The sequence below is a fragment of the Salipiger mangrovisoli genome (assembly GCF_015223355.1).
Lineage (GTDB): Bacteria > Pseudomonadota > Alphaproteobacteria > Rhodobacterales > Rhodobacteraceae > Salipiger > Salipiger mangrovisoli.
Genome location: NZ_JADFFK010000014.1, coordinates 1 through 19018, shown reverse-complemented (window position 1 = coordinate 19018; position 19018 = coordinate 1). Strand labels below are relative to the sequence as shown.

21 protein-coding genes and 1 riboswitch are annotated in these 19018 nt (G+C 64.5%); of the genes, 16 read left to right on the top strand and 5 right to left on the bottom strand.

Annotated features, from left to right (window positions below; genetic code table 11):
* Positions 1-10: 10 nt before the first annotated feature.
* From IQ782_RS17940 to IQ782_RS17910, 7 genes are all read left to right on the top strand, one after another.
* A complete protein-coding gene (locus IQ782_RS17940) occupies positions 11-1018 on the top strand; it encodes a glycosyltransferase family 2 protein (RefSeq protein WP_194136051.1) in 1008 nt (335 codons plus the stop codon).
* Between the two features lie 49 nt (positions 1019-1067).
* The gene (locus IQ782_RS17935; RefSeq protein WP_194136050.1) at positions 1068-2144 is read left to right on the top strand and encodes a glycosyltransferase family 4 protein; all 1077 of its coding nucleotides are present in this window, start codon (positions 1068-1070) and stop codon (positions 2142-2144) included.
* 966 nt (positions 2145-3110) lie between these two features.
* The gene (locus IQ782_RS17930; RefSeq protein WP_194136049.1) at positions 3111-3569 is read left to right on the top strand and encodes a (2Fe-2S)-binding protein; all 459 of its coding nucleotides are present in this window, start codon (positions 3111-3113) and stop codon (positions 3567-3569) included.
* Between the two features lie 4 nt (positions 3570-3573).
* Positions 3574-5748 carry a xanthine dehydrogenase family protein molybdopterin-binding subunit gene (locus IQ782_RS17925; protein ID WP_194136048.1) on the top strand — a complete coding sequence of 725 codons (2175 nt, stop codon included), beginning with the start codon at positions 3574-3576 and terminating at the stop codon, positions 5746-5748.
* Between the two features lie 3 nt (positions 5749-5751).
* Positions 5752-6369: an Isoquinoline 1-oxidoreductase subunit gene (locus tag IQ782_RS17920; protein WP_194136047.1), complete on the top strand. Its 618-nt coding sequence runs from the start codon at positions 5752-5754 to the stop codon at positions 6367-6369.
* Between the two features lie 632 nt (positions 6370-7001).
* Positions 7002-7220 carry an MHC class I heavy chain gene (locus IQ782_RS17915; protein WP_194136046.1) on the top strand — a complete coding sequence of 73 codons (219 nt, stop codon included), beginning with the start codon at positions 7002-7004 and terminating at the stop codon, positions 7218-7220.
* 323 nt (positions 7221-7543) lie between these two features.
* A complete protein-coding gene (locus tag IQ782_RS17910; RefSeq protein ID WP_194136045.1) occupies positions 7544-7882 on the top strand; it encodes a hypothetical protein in 339 nt (112 codons plus the stop codon).
* 606 nt (positions 7883-8488) lie between these two features.
* Here IQ782_RS17910 and IQ782_RS17905 read toward each other — a convergent pair.
* The 3 genes from IQ782_RS17905 to IQ782_RS17900 all read right to left on the bottom strand — a co-directional run bounded on the left by IQ782_RS17905 (position 8489) and on the right by IQ782_RS17900 (position 10108).
* On the bottom strand, positions 8489-9082 hold the full coding sequence (locus tag IQ782_RS17905; RefSeq protein WP_194136044.1) for an NAD(P)H-dependent oxidoreductase: 594 nt from the start codon (positions 9080-9082) through the stop codon (positions 8489-8491).
* A 312-nt stretch (positions 9083-9394) separates the two neighbouring features.
* Positions 9395-9523: a hypothetical protein gene (locus IQ782_RS30205; RefSeq protein ID WP_277347868.1), complete on the bottom strand. Its 129-nt coding sequence runs from the start codon at positions 9521-9523 to the stop codon at positions 9395-9397.
* 291 nt (positions 9524-9814) lie between these two features.
* Entirely contained in the window at positions 9815-10108 is a 294-nt protein-coding gene (locus tag IQ782_RS17900; RefSeq protein WP_194136043.1) for a sulfatase-like hydrolase/transferase, read from the bottom strand.
* A gap of 618 nt (positions 10109-10726) precedes the next feature.
* Between IQ782_RS17900 and IQ782_RS17895 the strand changes: the two genes are divergently transcribed.
* From IQ782_RS17895 to bluB, 7 genes are all read left to right on the top strand, one after another.
* Positions 10727-11389, top strand: a complete 663-nt coding sequence (locus tag IQ782_RS17895) for a GntR family transcriptional regulator (RefSeq protein ID WP_194136042.1) — start codon at positions 10727-10729, stop codon at positions 11387-11389.
* 83 nt (positions 11390-11472) lie between these two features.
* A complete protein-coding gene (locus tag IQ782_RS17890; RefSeq protein ID WP_194136041.1) occupies positions 11473-12030 on the top strand; it encodes a biotin transporter BioY in 558 nt (185 codons plus the stop codon).
* Entirely contained in the window at positions 12027-13031 is a 1005-nt protein-coding gene (bioB, locus tag IQ782_RS17885) for a biotin synthase BioB (protein WP_194136040.1), read from the top strand. The genes IQ782_RS17890 and bioB overlap by 4 nt, the downstream gene beginning before the upstream one ends.
* A gap of 226 nt (positions 13032-13257) precedes the next feature.
* Positions 13258-14028, top strand: coding sequence for an ArsR/SmtB family transcription factor (locus IQ782_RS17880; protein ID WP_338092606.1), 771 nt, complete (start codon positions 13258-13260; stop codon positions 14026-14028).
* A gap of 31 nt (positions 14029-14059) precedes the next feature.
* The gene (locus tag IQ782_RS30510; RefSeq protein ID WP_476707524.1) at positions 14060-14218 is read left to right on the top strand and encodes a GFA family protein; all 159 of its coding nucleotides are present in this window, start codon (positions 14060-14062) and stop codon (positions 14216-14218) included.
* Between the two features lie 468 nt (positions 14219-14686).
* Positions 14687-14860 (top strand): hypothetical protein, encoded by a 174-nt coding sequence (locus IQ782_RS17875; RefSeq protein WP_194136038.1) that lies wholly within the window; start codon positions 14687-14689, stop codon positions 14858-14860.
* Between the two features lie 108 nt (positions 14861-14968).
* Positions 14969-15145: riboswitch (cobalamin riboswitch) on the top strand.
* Positions 15146-15186: 41 nt separating this feature from the next.
* Positions 15187-15867: a 5,6-dimethylbenzimidazole synthase gene (gene bluB / locus IQ782_RS17870; RefSeq protein ID WP_194136037.1), complete on the top strand. Its 681-nt coding sequence runs from the start codon at positions 15187-15189 to the stop codon at positions 15865-15867.
* 37 nt (positions 15868-15904) lie between these two features.
* Here bluB and IQ782_RS17865 read toward each other — a convergent pair whose 3' ends face one another.
* Positions 15905-16591 carry a winged helix-turn-helix transcriptional regulator gene (locus IQ782_RS17865; RefSeq protein WP_194136036.1) on the bottom strand — a complete coding sequence of 229 codons (687 nt, stop codon included), beginning with the start codon at positions 16589-16591 and terminating at the stop codon, positions 15905-15907.
* Positions 16592-16656: 65 nt separating this feature from the next.
* Here IQ782_RS17865 and IQ782_RS17860 point away from each other — a divergent pair, with 65 nt between their 5' ends.
* On the top strand, positions 16657-17091 hold the full coding sequence (locus tag IQ782_RS17860; RefSeq protein WP_194136035.1) for a VOC family protein: 435 nt from the start codon (positions 16657-16659) through the stop codon (positions 17089-17091).
* Between the two features lie 77 nt (positions 17092-17168).
* Entirely contained in the window at positions 17169-17954 is a 786-nt protein-coding gene (locus IQ782_RS17855; protein WP_194136034.1) for a VOC family protein, read from the top strand.
* Between the two features lie 449 nt (positions 17955-18403).
* Here IQ782_RS17855 and IQ782_RS17850 read toward each other — a convergent pair whose 3' ends face one another.
* Positions 18404-18757, bottom strand: coding sequence for a VOC family protein (locus tag IQ782_RS17850; RefSeq protein WP_194136033.1), 354 nt, complete (start codon positions 18755-18757; stop codon positions 18404-18406).
* Positions 18758-19018: the final 261 nt, after the last annotated feature.

Below are 19018 nucleotides of genomic sequence, written 5' to 3'. Positions count from 1 at the left end.
AGCCGCACCGATGACCCACGTTCTGCCCCGGACTTCCGCCCCCACCGCCTCGGTTGTCGTGCCGGCGTTCAATGCCGCGGCCACGCTGGAGCACACGCTCACCAGCCTGCGCCTTCAGACCTATCAGGACCTCGAGATCATCGTGGTGGACGACGGCTCGACCGACGACACGCCGCAGATCGCCCAGGCGATCGCGCGTCAGGACCCGCGCCTGCGCGTCGTGCGTCAGGCAAACCGCGGCCTCGCCGGCGCGCGCAACAGCGGCATCGCGGCCGCCCGCGCCGGATACATCGGCTTCTGCGACGCCGACGACCAGTGGGCTCCCGGCAAGCTCGCAGCGCATATCGCGCATCTTGATGCGAACCCGCTGGTCGGCCTCTCGTTCAGTGGCTCGCAGCTGATGGACGAAAACGGTGCGCTCATGCGACGTGCCCAGAAACCTCGGCTCACGGGGATCGGCGCAGCGCACATCTTCAAGCGCAATCCGGTGGGCAACGGCTCGGTGCCCGTCCTGCGCCGTGCCGCGCTCGAGTCCATCGCCTGGCGCCCGTCCTGTGAGCGCGAACGCGACTGGGTCTTCGACGAAACCTTCCGGCAGTCCGAAGACATCGAATGTTGGCTCCGCCTGGCGCTGAGCACCGACTGGGAAATCGAGGGCATCCGCGGCCTTCTGACACGCTACCGGATCACCTCGGGCGGTCTGAGCGCCGCGACCGACCGCCAGTTTGCCGCCTGGGAGCGGATGGTCGAGAAGCTGACACCGCTCGATCCGCAGTTCTTTGACCGCTATGCGCCTACAGCACGGGCCTACCAGCTGCGCTACCTCGCGCGGCGTGCGGTCAGCGATGGTCGCGGTGTTGAGGCGCGCAGGCTGCTCCGCCGTGCCTTTGCAAGTTCGCCCTGGCCATTGATCGAGGAACCGATCCGCTCGGGTGTCACCCTCGCCGCGGCGACTTTGGTCGATCGCCCCCTGGGGCGTGCCCTGCACCGAGTGGCCACGCGGCCCGCGTCGGCCTGACACCTTCGGCAGTCGGCACCACCGCGAAACATTCTAAGGAGCCAGAACAATGACCTTTCTCAAAGACCCTGCCCTGTGCGCATCCAGAGATCTGACGCGCGTGGTACACCTTGTGGACGACACCACGCCCGGCGGCGTCATGCGGTATCTCGATTTCCTTCGAGCCGACGCTACGCTCGCCAAAGCGGCGGAACATATCCTGCGCCCGGTCAGCCGCGGCGAGGTCGGTCGGCTGTCGCTGGATTGCGAGGTCATCGTCTCGCACCTTTCGGTCAACTGGCGAGCTTTGCCCAGCCTCATTGCGCTGCGCGCCCGCAACACCGCGGCGCGACTGATCCATGTCGAACACAGCTACACCGCTGGCTTCACCGCGTTGAATGTGCCCAGCCGGACGCGGTTCTTCACGCTTCTGCGAAGCGCCTACGCTCTTTTCGATACAGTGGTGGCGGTCAGTGCCGCGCAGGGCGAATGGCTTCGCACACGTGCCCTCGTGCCATGGGACCGGCTCGAGATCATACGCCCCGCTGTCGATCTCTCGGACTTTGCCTCTCTGCCCGCACCCCGCGCGCAGCCGCGAGTGATCGGTGCATTCGGACGCCTCGACCGCCAGAAGGGCTTCGACACGCTGATCTTGGCGTTTCGCAGAATCCCTGGGAATGACAGGGTCCTGCGCCTCCATGGCGCGGGCGCCGATCTTGCCATGTTGAAATCTCTGGCGGCCGGAGACGCGCGTATCCAATTCCATGGCCATGTCGCGGATCCGTCACGCGCCATGTCCGAGGTCGACATTGTGGCGATGCCGTCCCGCTGGGAAGCCTATGGCATCGCCGCGCTCGAAGCGCGTGTTGCAGGACGCCCTCTGGTCGCCACGAGCGTCGATGGATTGCGCGACCACGCTGGCCCCGGGGTCACGTTGGTTCGGCCGGGCGCCGTGGACGAACTTGCAGAAGCGCTGCTCGTCACGACGAGCAGCGGCCAAACCTCTGCCGAGCGCGACGCTCTCGCCACCCTTTCAGAAACCGCAACGCGCGATGGTTGGAGCCGTTTGACCCTACGGGACAAACACTCGAACAATGCTCGGCATGCTAAAATTGAGATACCTTCGTTAAACCGGGCATCCGCCTAGGCTTGCCGCAAAAGATGACGAGAGCGGACAACGTTGCTGGTCAGCGAAAAAACCACGGCGCAGAGTTCAGGGCGAAGATGGCTTCGGGACGACCTAAGACGCCATCGGCCGGGGTGCCATTGCTGAAACTGTCATCGACCCGGCAATGTCTACATTGATCGGCCAAGGCGTTGACAGCTGCCTAGAGTGCGCGGGGGATGGTTGTTTTCCAGCGGGATGCGGATTTTCTGGGTCTGCCGCCGACATTCGATATTGCCCAGTGTTTGTGGATGCTCGAGGCGACGGGCAAGTGCTCCATTTGCTTGCCCGCCAGCTAAGGTCGGACATCTTCTGCGATTTATGAGAACAGAAGGCGCAGCCAGCGACCAACCAGACAAACGAACTGCTCTCACGTCGAAGGACGCAACCAATCGATGCCCGGCGCCGCTCGCAGACGATGCCGCCCATTGGTCCCACCACAGCGATGGCAATGGGAGCGCGCGCACCGACTATGCGGATAGAGTTCGTTTTGAATGATCACCCCTTTCTCTTGCGTTTCAGAAAGATACGCATTTTCGCAAATTAATTCCTGCTGCGCCCCTTTCTTGCTCCATAATCGCATAGGCGCCAATGCGTTACCGGGATGGCTTTCCGCGCGGTTTCAAGACCTGGCTCTCTGGACAATTATTGGGCACAACAGCGGGACTAGCCCGAGATGTCATTGAAAGATGGCACATAGCCCATGGCGCTCGCGGCGCAGCGCTCCATGACAATGCGGCGCGCGGTGGATCTCGGCGAACTGGTCGGCGGCGCCTTGGACACCGCGGGCACAGGACTCTCGGCGGTGGCGTTCAAGTGAACCCCTGCCCCGGGAAACATGCAACGTTAAAATGCCAACGTTCCGGCGTGGACTTTGCGGCCGAGAGCGCTACCTCGGTTGCACAAACCAAGCGCCAAGCTACGCATGCGCAGCCAGGGAGGGAAGCCATGGTTTCGTTCGAACTCAACGGAAAAGACGTGTCCGTAGACGTGCCCGAGGAGACGCCGCTCCTCTGGGTGCTGCGCGACGAGCTGCAGATGACGGGCACCAAGTTCGGCTGCGGCATCGCGCAATGCGGCGCCTGCACGGTCATGCTGAACGGCATGACCCGGCGATCCTGCGTCACCCCGGTCTCGATGGTCGACGGCAGTTCCGTCACCACGATCGAGGGCATCGACGGCCCCGAGGCCGAGGCGGTTCAGGCTGCCTGGGAAGGGCTCGACGTGCCGCAGTGCGGCTGGTGCCAGTCGGGACAGGTGATGAGCGCCACCGCTTTGCTGATGGAAATCCCCAAGCCCAGCGACGAGGACATCGACAACGCCATGGCCGGCAACATCTGCCGCTGCGCCACCTACGTCCGGATCCGCAAGGCGATCCACGACGCCGCAGACAAGCTGGAGGGCTGATGCGATGACACAGGTGCTTTCCCGCCGCAATTTCCTGGCCTCCTCCGCGGGTCTGGTGATCAGCATGACCCTGCCCCTCGCGGCCCGTGCCCAGTCCGGGGCCGCCGCAGCCTTCCAGTCCGGGGCGACCGACGAGGCGAGCTTCGCCCCCAATGCCTTCGTCCGCGTGGCCCCCGACGACACCGTGACGGTGATCATCAAGCACATCGAGTTCGGTCAGGGCCCGTTCACCGGCCTTGCCACGCTCGTCGCCGAGGAGATGGACGCCGACTGGAGCCAGATGCGCGCCGAGAACGCCCCGGCCAACGACGAGCTCTACAAGAACCTCGCCTTCGGCATGCAGGGCACCGGCGGGTCGACCGCCATGGCCAATTCCTACATGCAGATGCGCAAGGCCGGCGCCGCCGCCCGCGCCATGCTGGTCGCCGCCGCCGCCGAGGACTGGGGCGTGCCCGAAAGTGAAATCACCATTTCCAAGGGGCAGATAAGCCACGGCTCGGGCAAGAGCTCGGGCTTCGGCGCGCTGGCCGAGAAGGCAGCAGGGCTGACCCCACCGGAGGATCCGCCGGTGAAATCGGCCGACCAGTTTGTCCTGATCGGCACCGACTTGCCCAAGCTCGACACCAGGGCGAAGTCCACGGGAACGGCGATCTTCACGATGGATGTCTACCGCGAGGGCATGGTGACCGTGGTCGTGGCGCACCCGCCGAAGTTCGGAGCGACCGTCGCGTCCTACGACGACAGCGCAGCGCTCGAGGTGCCCGGCGTGCAGGCGGTCCGGCAGATCCCGCAGGGGGTCGCGGTCTATGCCACCTCGACACATGCCGCGCTGAGGGGCCGCGAGGCGCTGAGCGTCGAGTGGGACGACAGCGCTGCCGAGACGCGCAGTTCCGCCGCGATCTTCGAGGCCTTCTCGAAGGCCGCATCCGAGGGCGGCAAGGACGCCGAGATGCTCGGCGACGGGGCGGCGGGCATCGATGGGGCGGCGCAGGTCATCGAGGCCGAATTCCGCTTTCCCTATCTCGCCCACGCGCCGATGGAGCCGCTCGATGGGGTCATCGAGGTCCGCGAGGAAGGTGCCGAGGTCTGGATGGGCTCGCAGTTCCCCGCGCTCGACAAGCCGACCATCGTGCAGACGCTTGGCCTCTCGCCCGAGAGCGCGCAGCTCAACGTGATGCTGGCGGGCGGCAGCTTCGGCCGTCGCGCGCAGGACACCGCGCATTTTGCGGGCGAACTGGCCGAGGTGGCCAAGGCCGCCGGGGGGCCGGGCAGCTTCAAGCTGGTCTGGACCCGCGAGGACGATCTGCACGGCGGCTACTACCGCCCGCTCACCGTCCATAAGATGCGCGCCGGTCTCGACGGCGACGGCAAGCTGACCGGCTGGGAAGACGTGGTGGTCAACCAGTCGATCATGGCCGGCGGGCCGATGGCGCAGATGATGCAGGATGGGATGGACCCGACCTCCTACGAGGGCTCGACCAAGATGCCCTATGACCTCGGCAATGTTCGCGTCGGCTGGGCGCAGCAGGAAAGCCCCGTTTCGGTGCTCTGGTGGCGTTCGGTGGGCCACACCCACACCGGCTATGCGACCGAGGTGTTCCTCGACATGGTGCTCGAGGCGCAGGGCAAGGATCCGGTGCAGGGGCGGCTCGATCTCATCCGCGAGGATGCGGCGCGCGACCGCGGCGTGCTCGAGAAGGTCGCCGAGATGGCCGGCTGGGACGGCACCAAGGTCAAGGGCGACAAGGCCTATGGCGTTGCTGTGCACGAAAGCTTCGAGACCTACGTGGCGCAGATCGCCGAGGTCTCGGACGCGGGTGGATACCCGAGGGTTCACCGGGTCTGGTGCGCGGTGGATTGCGGTGTCGCGGTGAACCCCAACGTGATCCGCGCGCAGATGGAGGGCGGCATCGGCTATGGCCTCGGCAGCGTGCTCTTCGACGAGATCACGCTGGCGGACGGCGGTGCGGTACTGCAGTCGAACTTCGACAACTACCGCATGCTGCGCATCCACGAGATGCCCGAGGTGACGGTCGAGATCATCGCCTCTGATGCTGATCCCACGGGTGTCGGCGAGCCCGGAGTGCCTCCCATCGGTCCCGCCGTCTCCAATGCCTGGCGGGCGCTGACCGGCAAATCGGTCACCGAACTGCCCTTCCTCAAGACCATGGAGGCCTGAGCCATGCGCAAGACGATCCTGACGGCGGCGCTGCTCTGCGCCGCGCCCGCCTTCTTCGCCCTGCCGACCCTCGCCGAGACCGTCAATGGGCTGCGGACCGTCGACGAATTCGACGGGATCGAGGACCAGACCGAACGCTCGGTGGCGCTGTTCTCCGAGATGATGGCGGTCATCGAACACCCCCGCTGCCTGAACTGCCATCCGGTGGGGGACACGCCCCGACAGGGCATGGACATGCATCCGCACGTGCCGCCGGTGGTGCGCGGCGACGCCGATTTCGGCGCCCCGGGGATGCGCTGCAACACCTGCCACGGCGAAGAGAACTTCGCCTTCAGCACCGGCGAGGGGTCGATCCCCGGACACTCGCCCTGGCAGCTTGCCCCGATCGAGATGGGCTGGGTGGGCAAGAGCGCGTCCGAGATCTGCGCTCAGCTCAAGGACCCCGCGCGCAATGGCGGCAAGGACATGGACGCGCTGCACGAGCACAATGCGACGGACGGGCTGGTGGGCTGGGGCTGGGAGCCGGGCAAGGGCCGCGAGCCCGCCCCCGGCACGCAGGAAATCTTCGGACAGCTGACAAAAGCGTGGATCGAGACCGGCTCGGCCTGCCCCGAGGGGTGAGCCCCCTTTCACGCTTCTGATCGGGACGCGCGCCGGTCGGCGCGCGTCCTTTATTCCGGCAGAGACAGAACAACTGTCTTGGACGATGCTCCGCAGCCGGGCCAGACGAAGCACTACCAGCCCGCCAAAATCGAAGGGTCGGCATTCCGTGCGGCACGCCAGCAACCGCCGGGCCGTTGATCTGGCATGTCCCGCACAGAAACTCACTCCGCCTGCATCGCGCGGGTGCTCTCGGACCGGATCACCTCGGGTGCGAGCCCGCCCGACACGCGCATCCGACAGGACCATATCGCCGCCGAAATTTGGGCTAACCATAGGTGATCGTCCGAGAAGCCTTACGCACTCTGAAACCACAGGGGCACGCCGGGTGGTTGCTCCGCCGGCGCGACCGCTTGACCGTGACAATCACGTGCCAAGCGCCACACCCCTCCGAATTGCAGCAGCGGAGTGCGGTTTTCCTACACACCCGGCAATGATCACACCTTGCAAAACTAGAGCGAAAGCCAGCGCAATCTGCCTGAAGTTGAAATCTCCCCTTGCCGAGACCGGGCCCTATCGCCGACGTTGAGAGAAAACAGAGCACTGCAACAGGCTGGACATCGAGCGGCGACATCACTGCGCTGGAGGAAGACATGTCAGCCGAATGGACCAACATTCAGATCATGGAGTGCGAAGACGTGATCGGCCGCGCCGTCACCGTGTTCAGGCAATCTGACGGAACCCGCCAACGCTATGTGCTCGGCAATGGGCGCAAAGTCGAGGCGAACGCCGACGGCACGTTCCTCATCCCAGAGTCCGCCACGGAATTGCGCGTCATGGGACTTTGGCAAGCTCTGCAGCGCGGACCTTGACCCAAGCTAGGCAGCCGTCTTTTCCGAGCCCGCGCTGCAAGGCCGCGCATAACCTGCTCAAAACCGCCCTCCGCAAAGCGCGCCACACCATTGTGGGCCGCGCACACAGACTTCGTGCCGCTCCATCGCGACCCGATATTCTCGAGCCATTGGCAGAACTTCTCACCCGCGCCGTCCTCGGCATTCATCGCCGCCTCTAGCGTGGGATGCAGGACGAGCCGCGGCACGTACCCGCGCAGAGCCGCTGGCACAGGAAGAACATTCAGAGTGTCGTCAATGTGGAGCGATCCACTGGCCGGATGAAATGCCAGAAGCGAACCCGCGTGTACCTTCTCATTTTCAGAGAAATACTGGATGCCCGCCGGCAGGGAAAATTGAAGGTCTCGAGAATACCTCTCTGCAACCGCAACGCTTTCCACGCGCTCGGTTTCCCAAGGCACCGAGGTACAGACACGATGGTGTCGCTCGGAGCCATAGAACTTCGCAGCCGGAAAATCCCGCACCATGGCGGCGCAGTGCAGCGTGTGGAACGGATGAAGGTTGAGAACCGCCTCCACCAGACTGCCGTCCTGAGTGAGCCGCATGACGAGCTCGCGGATTTCGCCATTGAGCGTGTAGCTGTCGAGGAATACGAAACGCCCGCTCCGCAGCCGAACGATTGAGACCTGCGTCCCGATGTTGACGAGCCCGGCTACTTTCATGGTGCAGCGGATATTCCAGAAACCGCTCCCGAGGTTGACCAACCTGCGTGTCAACGCTCTCCCCCCTGTGATCTGGCGCGACTTTCCATCGCGAGTTTTCCTTGTACCTAGGCCAGTCACGTCGATTGACCAGTCCGGAAGCGAAAGCTCGGAACGCGGCCCGGCCGGATTCGAGGCTGCCACAGGCCGAGCGCCAGAGCACATGAGCAGCGCCCCGGCAATTTCCCGAGATCGGCTCGCCCTCGCGCCATTGAGTTGCATACGCCCCCCAGAGGCGATCACCGCAATTGGTGCCGAAGGTCCATGATACTAGAAACGCGCGTTTTATCCGGGGCAGTTGGCCGCTGTGATCGATGAGGTCGCAGCGCCCTTGGGCGGAGAGCACAGGATCGCATCCGCCCTAGATTGCTACGCCGAAGACCGCAAAAACTTCGGTAATCGGAGGATGTCGCTCGGGAAACTTTCAAGAACGGCGGTCTCGCCGACTTGGTCTTACTGAGGCCGAGGACCGAATAGCCCGAAATCCCACACGCCGGTTCTTCCGCTGCCGGCGTGTGGGATCGTCCTTCAAGCAACGAGCTTTGAGGTCACTTCAACCAAACGCCGGGCCTGATGGGCGACCGATGCCTTGCCGGCGTCATCAAACTGACCGGCTTGCGCAGAGTAGCCGTAGGGATTTCCTCCCGATGCGTAGATGGCATCGCTGGTGTAGCCCGGCGGCACGATGATGGCGCCCCAGTGCATCGCGGAAGTGTAGAGACCCAAGGTGGTGGCCTCCTGACCACCATGTGGGTTCTGGGCGCTGGTGGTTGCTGTGATCGTCTTGCCTGCGAGTTTTCCCTCGGACCAGACGCCACCGAGCGTATCGATGAAGGCGCGAAGTTGAGAGGCAGACTGGCCATAACGCGTCGGGGCACTGATGAAGTAGCCATCAGCCCAGACCATGTCGTCAGGGGTGACGACGGGAATGTCCGCCATTTTCCGAGCTTGCTCTTTCCACGCCTCCTGCCCGTTCACGACAGAGTCTGGCGCCGTCTCAGCGACACGAAGAAGCTTAACATCCGCTCCAGCGTCCTTGGCGGCATCAGCGGCCGTAAGAGCGACTTGATGGTTGGTGCCGTAGGTCGAGTAGAAGATCACTGCGATCTTGGGTTGTGCCATGGTTCTTCCTCCTGATGCTGGTCTGTGACCGTGCGCACAGAAGGTAGGGCGCTTTCGCGGCTTGTCGTCGTTGCTCGTGACCTCAGAGGTAGGCGCGGTTCCCACATTGAAGGGATGGCTGAAGGCAGCCCTAAACTGCCCTTGGCCTCGAGTTGCCCATGCGGCAAGGCGGACTTTCGCTCCGAGAGCATTGGCTGGCAGTGGTGCGGACAGAGCCGACGGTTGCTTCGGTCGCGAGTAGGCTCCGTCCAGCCGAACAACAAGATACCCACGGCCAAGGCTGACCGAGGGCATCATTGGCACATGCGACGATCAGTGCGGTGCGGGAGCAATAGCCTTGAGCATATTGTCGACGTTGATGTCGAAGCTCACCATCCGTAGCGGGTATTCCTGCAGCGATTGCTCGAGGCCTCCCACGATCTGCGCAGCGGGGGCAAACATCCAGGAGCGATCCTCGAGCCATGTCTTTTAGCCACGGGATTCCGTGAAGCGCTCGAAAGGATCGAGCTTGAGGTTGATCAGCTGCGGAAGGACAAAGTCCTCGCGCACGCCATTGAACCAGCGGTCCTGCTTTTTGAACAGGAGCTTGTAGCCCCCATAGCGGGCACCGTTCAGCGTCGCTTCGGTGAAGCGGAAGAATTCCTTCCGCTGGGTCGGACCTTCACCCTTGATCAGTGCGGTCTGGTCATAGCCGTCGAGATGAATTTTCTCGAAGCTCCTTTCCCCGGCGGTTTAGCTGGTCAGCAGCTGCTCCTTCAGATCGGGTTGACCCAGCTGCGTCATGATCATCGGGATCCAGTCCTCCATGGTCATGAACTCGCCGGTGGTGATGCCTGCCGGGATGACCCCGGGCCACTTGACCATGACCGGAACCTTGAAGGCACCCTTGTAGCCCCCCACGCCCTTCTCGCCTCGGAACGGGTGGCTGCCACCATCCGGCCATGCGACGGAGTAGGCGCCGTTGCCGGTCGCGAACATCAGCATCGTATTATAGGCCACGCCCAGCTCGTCGAGAAGGCCGAGCATCTCGCCCACAGAGCGCGACTTTGCTCAAGAATCTGGCGACGGGTCAGCTCGATCTTGCCTTCCTCTCGACCGACACGGCACACCCCGACCTGAAGCTGGCTCCACTGGGGCAGTTCCCCATGATTTGGGTCGGCGCCCCCTCTCGAGGTCTCCGCAGTCTACCGCCGGGAAACCCTGTCCGGCGCAGCACAGGACGCCCTGACATTCGCGTGTCGCGCCATGCCTCCGCGATAGCTGACTCCGGGATCCCGCAACTTGCAGATGCACTCAAGACGCACTTCAGGTTGCGCTTCTTTCGCCAATCAGCAGCGCACGAAAACCGCAGTCCCCTCACCGGTCAGGAGGATTCTGCCAAGATTTTCAAGATACCAACGGGGGCTGGGCAAGTTGGCCGGAGATCAGCCGAGACCGCAGCTAGAGCTCGCTTACTGCGCTCTTCCGACCTTGGACCTTCTGACTCCGTTGCGCGCCTCCATGCATGTCCGGCTCGGGAAAGTGCCCCGTAGCGACAGGCGAGCTGGCCAAGGGCAGCCGAGGGCCGGGAGCGTCGCGGCACGGCAGCGGGGCTGCGCCATGCAGCGCATGGCACAGCGTTCGCCGCCGCGCTATGGGTCTGGCATGACACGCAAAGAAACCCAGTCCGCGCGCATTGCGCGGGTGCTCGCGGATCGGATCATCTCCGGGGCCATTCCGCCCGGCGCCCGGCTTCGGCAGGACCATATCGCCGTCGAATTTCAGGCCAGCCATGTGCCCGTCCGAGAGGCCTTCCGTTCGCTGGAGGCGCAGGGACTTGCTGAGAGCGAACTGCGCCGGGGATACCGCGTAACAGATTTCGATGTTGCCGAGCTGAGAGAGGTCGCGGAGATGCGGGCCAGTCTCGAAGTGTTGGCGCTGCGCAATGCCGCGCCCAAAATGACCCGCGCGATCCTGGCCGAGGCTGATGCGGTCACACGGCAGGGCGACCGCGCCTGCAATGTCCGAGACTGGGAGGCCGCGAACCGGCATTTCCACAGGCTCATCCTGTCGCCCTGTCAGATGCCCCGTCTTCTGCGCAGCATCGATGATCTACATGCTGCCAGCGCACGCTTCCTCTTCGCCGCCTGGCGACGGGACTGGGAGGCGCGCACCGATCATGACCATCGGGCCATCCTCGAGGCGTTGCGGAAGGGGCAGGTCGACTTGGCCTGCACCGTCCTGGCACGGCACGTCGGCTGGATCGGCAAGCGCAAGCCGGCAAGAAAAAATGCAACTCTCACAGATACCTACGATATTTTGGGATAATTATCTATAATCTGAGTTGTTTCGAAACCGCTCTCTGCTCGAGTTTGATGTTCATCATCCAACCACCCGAGGAGAGCCTTTCGATGACACCCCTGACACCCACGCACGCGCATGGCCTGCCGCTATGGCGCAGCCTCGTGCTTGCCCTTGCCGGTGCCGCGCTGATCACGATCGGGGCCAAGGTCCAGATCCCCTTCTGGCCGGTTCCGATGACCCTGCATACGCTGGCGATCTTCCTCGTCGCGGCGGGACTGGGGCCGCGGCTCGGCCTTGCTGCCATGATGACCTATCTCGGCGCGGGCGCGCTCGGGCTGCCGGTCTTTTCGGGCACACCGGAACGCGGCATCGGTCTCGCCTACATGGCGGGCCCAACCGGCGGCTACCTCGCCGGATACCTGCTCGCGACGCCGCTCATCGGTACACTTGCACAGGGCCGTGGCTGGCTCGGCATGGCCTCGGCGATGATCGCGGGCCTTGCCCTGGTCTATGCGGTCGGCCTCGCCTGGCTCGCACTCTTTGTCTCGGCCCCGAAGCTTCTCGGAACCGGCCTCACGCCATTTGTTCTTGCTGATTTGCTGAAAGTCGCGCTGGCCGCGACACTCGTCTCAGCGGCGGACCGCCTGAAAGGGCGCTTCGCATGATCCGCACGGACTGGACGATGGAAGAGGCGCGTGCGATCCATGCCCTCCCTTTCCCCGAGATCATCGCTCAGGCGCAGGCCGCGCACCGTGCCCATTTCGACCCCACCGAGATCGAGACCGCCAGCCTGCTGTCGATCAAGACCGGCGGCTGCCCGGAGGATTGCGGCTATTGCTCGCAGTCGGCGCACTACGACACAGGCGTGAAGGCAAGCAAACTGATGGGCACAGAGGCGGTCCTTGCCGCCGCGAAGCGGGCCAAGGAGGCCGGGGCGCAGCGCTTCTGCATGGGGGCAGCATGGCGCGGCCCCAAGGACCGCGACATGGATCATCTTTGCGAGATGGTTCAGGGAGTGGCCGAGCTCGGCCTCGAGACCTGCATGACGCTGGGTATGCTGAGCCCGGAGCAGGTAACGCGGTTGAAGGAAGCCGGACTCGATTTCTACAACCACAACATCGACACCTCTCCCGCCTATTACTCGCAGATCGCCACGACCAGGACGATGGAGGACCGACTGGAGACTCTCGCCCGTGTCCGCAAGGGCGGGATCCGGGTCTGCTGCGGTGGGATCCTCGGGATGGGCGAGGCCGAAGAGGATCGGATCGCCATGCTGGTTACGCTTGCCACTCTGCCCGAACACCCCCAGAGCGTGCCGGTGAACCTATGGAATGCCGTCGACGGCGTGCCGGTCCAAGAGCGCGCCAAGAAGGTCGATCCCTTCGCCTTGGTCCGCGCGGTGGCGCTTGCACGGATACTCATGCCCCGCTCAGTTGTGCGGCTCTCGGCCGGGCGCACCGGGATGAGCGACGAATTGCAGGCGCTGTGCCTCTTGGCGGGCGCAAACTCGATCTTCGTGGGGGAGCAGTTGCTGACTACCGGAAATCCGTCCGCGAGCGAAGACGCCGCGCTGCTCGCGCGTCTCGGCATGCGCATTGCCAAGATCACGCCGAAAAGTTCGCCCAAGAGATCTGCTGAGACCGCACTCTCGCCGCAGCCCGTATGAAACGAACCTGGCGGGCCCTCGACGCCCGCCAACACAAACTCGCGCGTCAGCTCGCCTGGCAGCTCCCACAAGTGCACAGCCCATTGTGCACTGAAGGAGTCCAGCTCGCGTCGAAGCGCGGCGACCCAAAACACTTGGACCACCTGGTTCCGTCATGCAGGTAAATACCTGTACTTGACATGCAGGCATTTACCTGCATGATGAGGTGAGTGTGATGGAGAGGCCAGTGGAAGACGACAAGGTGTTCAAGGCGCTTGGTGACCCGAGCCGTCGGAGGTTGCTCGACCGCCTCTATGGGAAGAACGGCCAATCCTTGGGCGAGCTTTGCGAAGACTTGGACATGGCGCGTCAATCGGTGGCCCAACATCTGGGACTGCTCGAGGAGGCGAACCTGATCAGCACGGTCCGGCGCGGACGCGAGAAGCTCCACTTCATCAACCCGGTTCCTTTGCACGACGTCTACGAGCGGTGGGTCCGGAAGTTCGAACAGGATCGGCTCACGCTCCTGTACGACCTGAAGCAAGAACTCGAAAACCCGAGAGGAACAGACATGACCGATAAGTCAGCAAGCTTCGTCTACGTGACCTATATCCGCACCACGCCGGACAAGATCTACGAGGCGATCACGACTCCCGATATCGCCCGCCGCTATTGGGGCCACGAAAACGTGTCGGAATGGACGCCGGGCGCAAGGTGGGAACACATCCGCACGAACGAGGACCGCCCTGTCGAGATCGTCGGCAAGGTTGTCGAGACCGCCCCGCCGCACCGGTTGGTTATCACTTGGTCAGCCGCCTCCAAGGACGGCGATCCCGACGAGGAAAGCCGTGTAACCTTTGAAATTGAAGAGGCCGACGGCGGGATGGTCAAGCTCACCGTCACCCACGACCAACTGCAGCCCGGCAGTGGCATGGAAAAGGGCATCGGCAAGGGCTGGCCCCTCGTCCTGTCGAGCATGAAGTCCTTCCTTGAGACCGGCCAAGGCCTCGACCTTTGAAACACACGCGCCAAACGAAACCGGAGAGCCCATGACTCCGAACCATGCAGGAGGATGCACCGGCGGCGCTGTCCGCTACGAAACGAAAGGCGATCCGGTGGCCGAACTGCATTGTCAGTGCAAGCAGTGCCAGACACGGTCCGGCACCGGCGCTGTTCCTACGGGGTTTTTGCGGACCCAGACCCGGTGACGGTGGAGGGCACACCTTGGATATGGTCCGCGGTCGGCGACTTCGGCAATGAAAAGCGTCGCGCCTTCTGCCCCGAATGCGGCGCGCCAACATATGTCACATCTCCGGGCAACCCCGCCGCCACCATCCGGTCGTGAGCCAGCCTCATTGAGGTGGTTCAGCCACCATGCGTTAAATCTCGCAACACGGTACCTGGCATGGGTGCTCTCTCTCGAAGGACCTGGTGCGCTGCCGTCATGGGCTGCTCGAACGCCTTCCGAAATCTCGCTGGGCGGGTGGACATGGGGATGTCCTCTGGCTGAACCGCGTCAGGCTGGTTCAGGTCCCGCGTACATCGGAAAATCGCCCCTCACCGGCTGCCGCTGGGGTTGACCCGCAGTCACGCGGATAGAACCGCTCCCGCGCGGAACCGTCCTCGGACGCCGGTTGTTCGGAAAGTCTACCTTCCTTGCTTCAGCAGACCCCGATATGGCCATTGATCCCCAAGACGACGACGCCGGCACCGGTGTTCTGGCCGGCAGCCTTTCCGCCCCGGCAGCGCCACTCACTCCGCAGTATCCGACCACGACCGTGATCGTCGCCGGGTACCTGCTGGCCTCGTTTCTGGCGGTGATCGCGGGCTACGCGGTGATGCTCGACTGACACGACGGCCGCGAGGCGATTGCAGGTGCGGGGCCGCCGTCCGGCCCTTCGACGGACTTCCGGCGGGCGTCGCGATCGAATGCCCGTTTGCGTGTTGGCACCGGTCGCGGGATAAGGGCATCGTCAGGTGCCCCTCCGGGGGAGAATCGGGAAGCCGGTGCAAATCCGGCGCGGGCCCGCCGCTGTATCGGTGATCGTTTGGCACAGGCCACTGGGCAGGTCCCGGGAAGGCGCCAGCACGAGGTGATCCGGAGCCAGAAGACCGGCCTGGCGTCATTGCGCCCCGGGGTGGAGCCCGCGGCGCCTTGAACGATGCGAGGCTCGAGATGACCCCCTACACTTCTGCCAAGGCCGCGGTTCCGCAGCCTGCCCGCCGCTTCGACGCAGGCGAACGTCAGGCACTCTACGATATCATCAACGCCCGCCGGGATGTCCGGAACGAGTTCCGGCCCGACCCGATCGATCCCGCCGCCCTCCGGCGCATTCTCGCGGCCGCGCATGCGGCGCCCTCCGTCGGGTTCATGCAACCGTGGGATTTCCACCTGATCCGCGATCCGGGCCGCCGCGCCGCCGTCCATGCGGCCTTTCTCAGCGCCAATGCCGAGGCCGCGGAAATGTTCGAGGAAGATCGAAAGGCGCTCTACAGGTCCCTGAAACTCGAGGGGATCCTGACCGCTCCGCTGAACATCTGCGTGACCTGCGACCGCAACCGGGGCGGGAAGGTCGTTCTCGGCCGGACCCACGACAGCAACATGGATCTCTATTCGACGGTCTGCGCGGTTCAGAACCTCTGGCTGGCCGCCCGCGCGGAAGGTGTCGGGATCGGCTGGGTCTCGATCTTTCGGCCTGATGACCTGCGCAGGCTGCTTGGCATCCCGGACCACGTTGAAATCGTTGCCTATCTCTGCGCGGGCTACGTCGATGAGCTCTACTTGAAGCCGGAGCTCGAGGCCCGTGGCTGGCGCCGGAGGCTGGCGCTTGAAAGCGTGATCCACGACCACGGCTAGCCCTTGGCAACTAGCCAGAGACGGCCCGTCCCGGCGCCTAGTCCGGGATCGGCTCCGGCAGCGTGAACAGGCCGACGAAACGCGCTGCCAGCTTGGGGTCGCCGTGGATCACGACGCCTACCGCATCGGGCGGCGCGCCGCCGTAGAACACGGCGGCCAGCGCGGCTCCGCTGCCCGCTTCGAAGCGCAGGTCCGGATCCTCGGTCTCGCCGCGCGCGACGGGCAGCACCCCATCCCCGAGCCGCGCGGTGAAGCGCGCGGAGCCGATCGCGAACACCGCGGTTGCCGCAAGTCCCCCTGCGGCCCCGGCGTCGAACATGGTGCGCAGCGAGAGCATGAAGGAAACCGGTGACAGCGGAAGGGTCGGATCATGCAGCGGCGAGGCGGCGGCCCAGCGGCCGAGTTCCTGGAGGATCGGCTCGGCCGCGTACCCCCAGCGCGTCAACCCGTAGAGTTGCGCTGGCGCGGGCTCGGGGGCCGTCTCGCGCCGCAGCACGCCGCTGGCCTCGAGCCCCGCGAGCCGCTCGGTCAGCACCTTGGCGCTGATCCCCGGCAGGCTTGCGCGCAGGTCCGAGAAGCGGCGCGGCCCGAACATGAGCTCGCGCACGATGAGCAGCGCCCAGCGTTCGCCCAGGATCTCGAGCCCGAAGGCGGTGCCGCAGGCATCGGCGTACCAGCGACCGTGGGGGCTTTTCCGCTCATCAGTTTCTTTTTGTAACTTCATGGTTGCTATTTGTAACTCATCACCCCTAGCCTGTCCACATCAGACTCAGCTCAGGAGGAAGCCAGATGTCACAGATGATCTTCATCAACCTGCCGGTTGCCGACCTTGACCGCGCCAAGCGGTTTTACGAGGCGATCGGGTTCCGCAACGAACCGCGATTCACCAACGACAAGGCCGCGGCGATGACCCTGTCCGAGACGATCCACGTGATGCTGCTCACCCACGAGTTCTGGGCAACCTTCACCGACAGGCGGCGCGTCGATGCCCGGACCGAGGCGCAGGTGCTGCTCTGCATCAGCCGCGACAGTGCCGCGGCGGTCGATGCCATCACCGAGGCCGCGGGCGAGGCGGGCGGCACGCTCGACCCCACGCCGAAGCAGGATCACGGCTTTATGTACGGGCGCAGCTTCGCCGACCCCGACGGGCACATCTGGGAGCCGATGTGGATGAGCGCCGAAGCCGCGGCTGAGGGCCCGGCCGCCATGTCCGAGGCGGACTGACCGCCGGGGCGCAGGGCGGGCCATCCGGCCCTGCCCGTGCCACCGCACGACCCACCTTGACCGAAAGGAACGCAAAGATGCCCAACCATCATGGCGATTTCATCTGGTACGAGCTGATGAGCCGCGAGCCGGACGCGTCGCAGGCCTTCTACGCAGGGCTGCTCGGCTGGTCCTTCGAGCCCGCGGGGTCCGGCGGCGGGATGGATTACCGTATCTTCTCCAGGGTCGGGCCGCAGGCCGGCGGGCTGTTCGGACTGCCCGCCGAGGCCTGCGAGGCCGGGGCGCAGACCATGTGGGCCGGCTATATCGGGGTCGACGACGTCGATGCATCGACGCGGGACATGGTTCGGCACGGCGGCCGCGTGATCATGGAGCCGGTGACCATGGAGGGGGTCGGACGCATGGCGCTGCTGCACGACCCGCAGGGCGCGCCGATCTACCTCATGCACGGTGCCTCGGACGAGGCAAGCCAGGCCTTCGCGCAGGATGCCCCGCGCGAGGGCCATTGCGCCTGGAACGAGCTGCGCACCACGGACCCCGGCGCGGCGCTCGAGGTCTACGCGGACTGCTTCGGCTGGGAGAAGGCCGACAGTATGGACATGGGCCCGGCCGGCTCCTACGACATGCTCCGCAACCCGCCCCACGCCTCGTTCCTCGGCGCGATGATGTCCTCCGGCGACATGCCGTCGCAGTGGCTGTTCTATTTCCGCGTCGCCGACATCGACAAGGCAGCTGCATACATCGTGGCGAATGGCGGCGAGATGCTGATGGGTCCTCAGGTCATCCCGGGCGGCGAGTTCATCCTCAACGCCCGCGACCCGCAGGGCGCGGTGCTCGCTCTCATCGGCAAAAGAACCTCGTAGGCTGTCGCTAAAGGGCGGAGACCCGGCGCACGGGCCGCCAGAAAGAGCGCGCATGCCCGGCGGTAGGGTGACAGGAAGGCGAACAGCTGCGCGATGGTTGCGACCATGCGCGAACATCCCGCGTCGGCCCCCTTGCCGACTGAGGGCATTACCCGAGCGGCCCAAACCCGACGGCCGCTTCGCAGAGCGGCAAGGCTACCGCAGCACGACGTCCCATTGGACCCTGAAAGCATGCTCGGCGCCTTTCCAAGACCTATCCTGTGCCCCATTGAGCTGACGGCCTCGGCTTTGCAGACGCGGCGAACGATCGGTTGAGGCAAGGTGCGCCGCAACGGATGGCGAAACGGCGAACGTCCCAAATGCTCCCTCAGTGCCGAACGCTTGGGTCCTCCATGAGCAACTGCTCTCTGCTCCGCCCTAAGTCGGCGCCGAGCCCATCTGGGCGTCGCTCAGCCGAGGTGAGACAAGACGTTGAGGAGCTTTCCGGTGGGATCGAACAGATAAAAGCGACGGACGCCCCATGGCTCATCAGTCAGTTCGTATTCGATTGTATGACCAAGGGCCTTGGCACGCCGATAGACGGCATCTACGTCCTCAACTTCGATCGAGAGATCTGGAACCGCGGTTCCCGAGCCACCTGCCGTGGCGATGCTGAGTTGCGTCAAGGAAAGTTCGTCTGACGCCATGGTCACGATCCAGCCGTGATCCATCACAGCCCGCAGCCCGAACAATTCCGAATAGAACGTGCTGACCTCCTCGAGTGAAGAGGCTGCGATATTCGATACGATGCGTTTGACGGTCATTTCCGCGAGTCTCCACCTCCCGGGAAGTCTATCGCGTGATCCAAACCATGTCTCCTGCGTCCACCCCGCCGATGTTGGCCTTCATCTGAATGCCGCAAACATGACAAACGGCCGCCTTGCGCGGCGGCAGGGTAGCAACACATGATCAGGCCGATCGCCCCTGAGGGCCGTGGGCGCCGAGGGTCGATAGTGCCCCCGCGCGTGGTGTAGGAGCGTCGACCTTCGGAGAGGTCCGGGTCTGATCAGGATGCCACGGCGGGC

Coding starts and splice junctions, on each gene's coding strand:
- IQ782_RS17865 (WP_194136036.1), bottom strand. CDS start 16,591: ATGAAGTTACAAAAAGAAACTGATGAGCGGAAAAGCCCCCACGGTCGC.
- IQ782_RS17935 (WP_194136050.1), top strand. CDS start 1,068: ATGACCTTTCTCAAAGACCCTGCCCTGTGCGCATCCAGAGATCTGACG.
- IQ782_RS17925 (WP_194136048.1), top strand. CDS start 3,574: ATGACACAGGTGCTTTCCCGCCGCAATTTCCTGGCCTCCTCCGCGGGT.
- IQ782_RS17940 (WP_194136051.1), top strand. CDS start 11: ATGACCCACGTTCTGCCCCGGACTTCCGCCCCCACCGCCTCGGTTGTC.
- IQ782_RS17855 (WP_194136034.1), top strand. CDS start 17,169: ATGCCCAACCATCATGGCGATTTCATCTGGTACGAGCTGATGAGCCGC.
- IQ782_RS30510 (WP_476707524.1), top strand. CDS start 14,060: ATGACTCCGAACCATGCAGGAGGATGCACCGGCGGCGCTGTCCGCTAC.
- IQ782_RS17895 (WP_194136042.1), top strand. CDS start 10,727: ATGACACGCAAAGAAACCCAGTCCGCGCGCATTGCGCGGGTGCTCGCG.
- IQ782_RS17930 (WP_194136049.1), top strand. CDS start 3,111: ATGGTTTCGTTCGAACTCAACGGAAAAGACGTGTCCGTAGACGTGCCC.
- IQ782_RS17900 (WP_194136043.1), bottom strand. CDS start 10,108: ATGCTCGGCCTTCTCGACGAGCTGGGCGTGGCCTATAATACGATGCTG.
- IQ782_RS17905 (WP_194136044.1), bottom strand. CDS start 9,082: ATGGCACAACCCAAGATCGCAGTGATCTTCTACTCGACCTACGGCACC.
- bioB (WP_194136040.1), top strand. CDS start 12,027: ATGATCCGCACGGACTGGACGATGGAAGAGGCGCGTGCGATCCATGCC.
- IQ782_RS17920 (WP_194136047.1), top strand. CDS start 5,752: ATGCGCAAGACGATCCTGACGGCGGCGCTGCTCTGCGCCGCGCCCGCC.
- IQ782_RS17860 (WP_194136035.1), top strand. CDS start 16,657: ATGTCACAGATGATCTTCATCAACCTGCCGGTTGCCGACCTTGACCGC.
- IQ782_RS17875 (WP_194136038.1), top strand. CDS start 14,687: ATGGCCATTGATCCCCAAGACGACGACGCCGGCACCGGTGTTCTGGCC.
- IQ782_RS17915 (WP_194136046.1), top strand. CDS start 7,002: ATGTCAGCCGAATGGACCAACATTCAGATCATGGAGTGCGAAGACGTG.
- IQ782_RS30205 (WP_277347868.1), bottom strand. CDS start 9,523: ATGTTTGCCCCCGCTGCGCAGATCGTGGGAGGCCTCGAGCAATCGCTG.
- IQ782_RS17890 (WP_194136041.1), top strand. CDS start 11,473: ATGACACCCCTGACACCCACGCACGCGCATGGCCTGCCGCTATGGCGC.
- bluB (WP_194136037.1), top strand. CDS start 15,187: ATGACCCCCTACACTTCTGCCAAGGCCGCGGTTCCGCAGCCTGCCCGC.
- IQ782_RS17850 (WP_194136033.1), bottom strand. CDS start 18,757: ATGACCGTCAAACGCATCGTATCGAATATCGCAGCCTCTTCACTCGAG.